General features: G+C 62.9%; 2 protein-coding genes. One reads left to right on the forward strand and one right to left on the reverse strand.

What is annotated here, in order from left to right:
- Positions 1-79: 79 nt before the first annotated feature.
- Positions 80-1,549: a glycerol kinase GlpK gene (gene glpK, locus ABL922_RS14285; RefSeq protein WP_349024880.1), complete on the forward strand. Its 1,470-nt coding sequence runs from the start codon at positions 80-82 to the stop codon at positions 1,547-1,549.
- On the opposite strand, the gene rpoN is transcribed toward glpK, so the two are convergent.
- A complete protein-coding gene (gene rpoN, locus ABL922_RS14290; RefSeq protein ID WP_349024881.1) occupies positions 1,546-3,045 on the reverse strand; it encodes an RNA polymerase factor sigma-54 in 1,500 nt (499 codons plus the stop codon). The two genes, glpK and rpoN, sit on opposite strands and share 4 nt — an antisense overlap.
- Positions 3,046-3,151 lie beyond the last annotated feature (106 nt).

Here is a 3,151-nt window from a genome sequence, read left to right on the forward strand (position 1 = left end):
GGTTAGGGGAGGGCCTGAGAAGGAGCGCCGCTGTCTGGCCCTCCCCCGGCCCCTCCCGCAAGCGGGAGGGGAGTACCAAATGGCCGACCATATCCTCGTCATCGACGAAGGCACGACATCGACGCGGGCGATGCTGTTTGCAAAGGATGGCGCTTGCCTGAGTAGCGCGCAGCGGCCGTTGACGCAGCATTATCCAGCGCCCGGGCTGGTCGAACATGATGCTGCGGAAATCTGGGGTCTTACCCTAGAATGCGCGCGCGAGATGGTGGCACAGGCGGGCGGGGCGCATGCCATTGCGGGTATCGGCATTACCAACCAGCGTGAGACCGTCGTCTTCTGGGACCGGCGTACCGGCGAGCCGCTGGCGCGCGCGATTGTCTGGCAGGACCGGCGCACGGCGGAGATGTGCGAGGCGCTGAAGGCTGCTGGCAATGAAGCCGATGTGCAGGCGAAAACCGGGCTGCTGCTTGATCCCTATTTCTCCGGCTCGAAAATCGGTTGGGCGCTCAAAAACTGGCGGCAGCTGGAGGCGGCAGGGGAGCATCTCGCGGTCGGAACAATTGAAAGCTATCTCGTCTATCGTCTGACTGGCGGCAGGGTCCATGTCTCGGACGCCAGCAACGCCAGCCGAACCGCGCTGATGGCGATCGGCAGTGGCGATTGGGACGATGGCCTGCTCAGCCTGTTCGGCGTACCGCGCGCGATCCTGCCTGAAATCTGCGACAGCGCTGGCCAATTGGGGATGACCGACGCGAGCCTGTTCGGCGCCCCCATCGCTATCACCGGAATGGCGGGGGACCAGCAGGCGGCGCTAATCGGCCAAAGCTGCCTTGAACCCGGCCAGACCAAGGCGACCTTTGGCACCGGAGCCTTTGTGCTAACACAGACCGGGCGGACCTTGCCCAAATCGACCAACCGCTTGCTCGCAACGGTGGCATGGCAACTGGGTGGCGAACGGCATTATGCGCTCGAAGGCTCGGTCTTTGTCGCCGGCAGCCTGATCCAGTGGCTGCGCGACGATCTCGGCCTGATCGACGCATCGCCCGATACCGAGCCCTTGGCGCGCAGCGTAGAGGATAATGGCGGTGTCTATCTGGTCCCGGCACTGTCGGGCCTCGGCGCGCCGCATTGGCAACCGCACGCCCGCGCCGCGATCCACGGGCTGACCTTTGCCGCCAAAAAAGCGCATGTCGCACGCGCTGCATTGGAGGCGATGGCGCACCAAACCCACGACCTCAAAACCGCCTTCGCCGCCGATGGCGCAGACTGGGCCGAATTGCGGGTCGATGGCGGCATGGTGTCAAACGGCTGGATGGTGCAGGATCTGGCCGACATTTTGGCGGTCGAAGTAGAGCGCCCCGATTTCGTCGAAACCACCGCGCTAGGCGCGGCGATGCTGGCGGGCGTCGGCGCAGGGCTATACGGCTCGCTTGCCGAAGCAGCGGTAATGCGCGGCAAGGTAGGGCGGTTCAGCCCCGCAATGGATGGCGTCGCGCGCGAGGCTCGGCTAGCCGGATGGAAGGATGCACTAGGGCGGGTGCTCGCCTAACGCCCCATCTTCTTCGCACGCCTTCGCTGCACGCTCGAGCCGATCCCCATCGCCTCGCGATATTTGGCAACGGTTCGCCTGGCGATGTCGAAGCCTTTTTCCTTGAGCAGATCGACCAGCGTGTCGTCGGACAGGATGTCGTCGGGGGCTTCGGCATCGATCAGCGTCTTGATCGCCGCCTTCACCGCCTCCGCCGATGCGCCGTCACCATCGGCTGAAGCCACGCCGCTTGAGAAGAAATATTTGAGGTCGAACAGCCCGCGCGAGCAATGGAGATATTTGTTGCTGGTGACGCGGCTAACGGTCGATTCGTGCATGTCGATGGCTTCTGCCACCTGCCGCAGTGTCAGCGGCTTGAGCCGCGATACGCCTTCGCGGAAAAAGCCCTCCTGCTGCTTCACGATTTCCTGCGCGACCTTCATGATCGTGCGCTGGCGCTGGTCCATCGCCTTGATCAGCCAATTTGCGTCGGCCAAGGCTTCGTTGAGCCAGTTGTTCGCAGCCTTGTTACTGCCCCCGCCGCCCATCTCGGCATAATAGGTCCGGTTGACCAACAGCCGGGGCAGGTTGGCGCTGTTGAGCTCAATCGCCCAGCCTTTCCCCTGCGCGGTCACAAACAGGTCGGGGGTCACGGCCATCGCGGCATCATCGCTGTCGAAACGCAGGCCCGGCTTTGGATCATAGCTGCGCAACTCGACGAGCATATCGCGCAGATCCTCGTCGTCGACCCGGCAGAGCCGCTTGAGCTGGTCAAAGCTGCCGCGCGCGACCAGATCCAGATTGTCGATCAGCCGCGCCATGCAGGGGTCGTAACGATCGGCTTCCTTCGCCTGAAGCGCAATGCATTCAGCCAGATCGCGCGCACCCACGCCGGTCGGATCGAAGGTTTGCAACAGCGCCAGTGCTTCCTCCATTTCGGCCAACGGAACGCCCAGCCGATAGGCAATGCCCATCAGGTCCGCGCCCAGCCAGCCCGAAGGTTCGATATGTTCGACTAATTGCTCTAGCAGCAGCAATTGCCTGCCCGAGGCAATTTCGCCAGCCTGATGCATAAGATGTTCGCGCAGCGAAATGTCGGGTGCTGCAAAGGAATCGAAATCGGGGCCTTCACCGAAGTCAGAACCGCTCGACGATACGCCGTTCATCCCTAGCATCCCGTCGGCACCTGCGCCGCCGCCCTCGACGGGCTCGAATGTCTCGCTTGAGAAATCGGTGTCGAGTGCTTCACCCCCGGTGCCGAAATCGCCGTCGTTCATCAACTGGTCGCTGCCCAGATTTTCGGTCGAAGGCGGGGGTTCGGAATTGTCCGGTGCGTCCACTTCACCGCCGCTATCGCCCGCCGCCATTTCAAGCAGTGGATTACGCTCGAGTTCCTCCGCAATGAAGCTTTCAATCTCGAGTGAAGACAGTGCCAGCAGCTTGATTGCTTGCTGCAGCTGCGGCGTCATCACCAGCGACTGGGTCTGCCGAAGATCAAGGCGGGGGGCTAAAGCCATCGCAAATTTCTCCCCTCCTCTTCAGGGGAGGGGCAGCGAGACTTGGCATCTTGGATGCCTAGTCGCAGCGGGGTGGGGCTTTGCAGCCCTCGCGCAACGCTGACAG

Origin of the sequence: Sphingorhabdus sp., assembly GCF_040079335.1 — a bacterium.
In the GTDB taxonomy this organism is placed as follows: domain Bacteria; phylum Pseudomonadota; class Alphaproteobacteria; order Sphingomonadales; family Sphingomonadaceae; genus Sphingorhabdus_B.

What these genes read in the sequence shown, in the direction of transcription:
- glpK (WP_349024880.1), top strand. Translation starts at nt 80, where the DNA reads ATGGCCGACCATATCCTCGTCATCGACGAAGGCACGACATCGACGCGG.
- rpoN (WP_349024881.1), bottom strand. Translation starts at nt 3,045, where the DNA reads ATGGCTTTAGCCCCCCGCCTTGATCTTCGGCAGACCCAGTCGCTGGTG.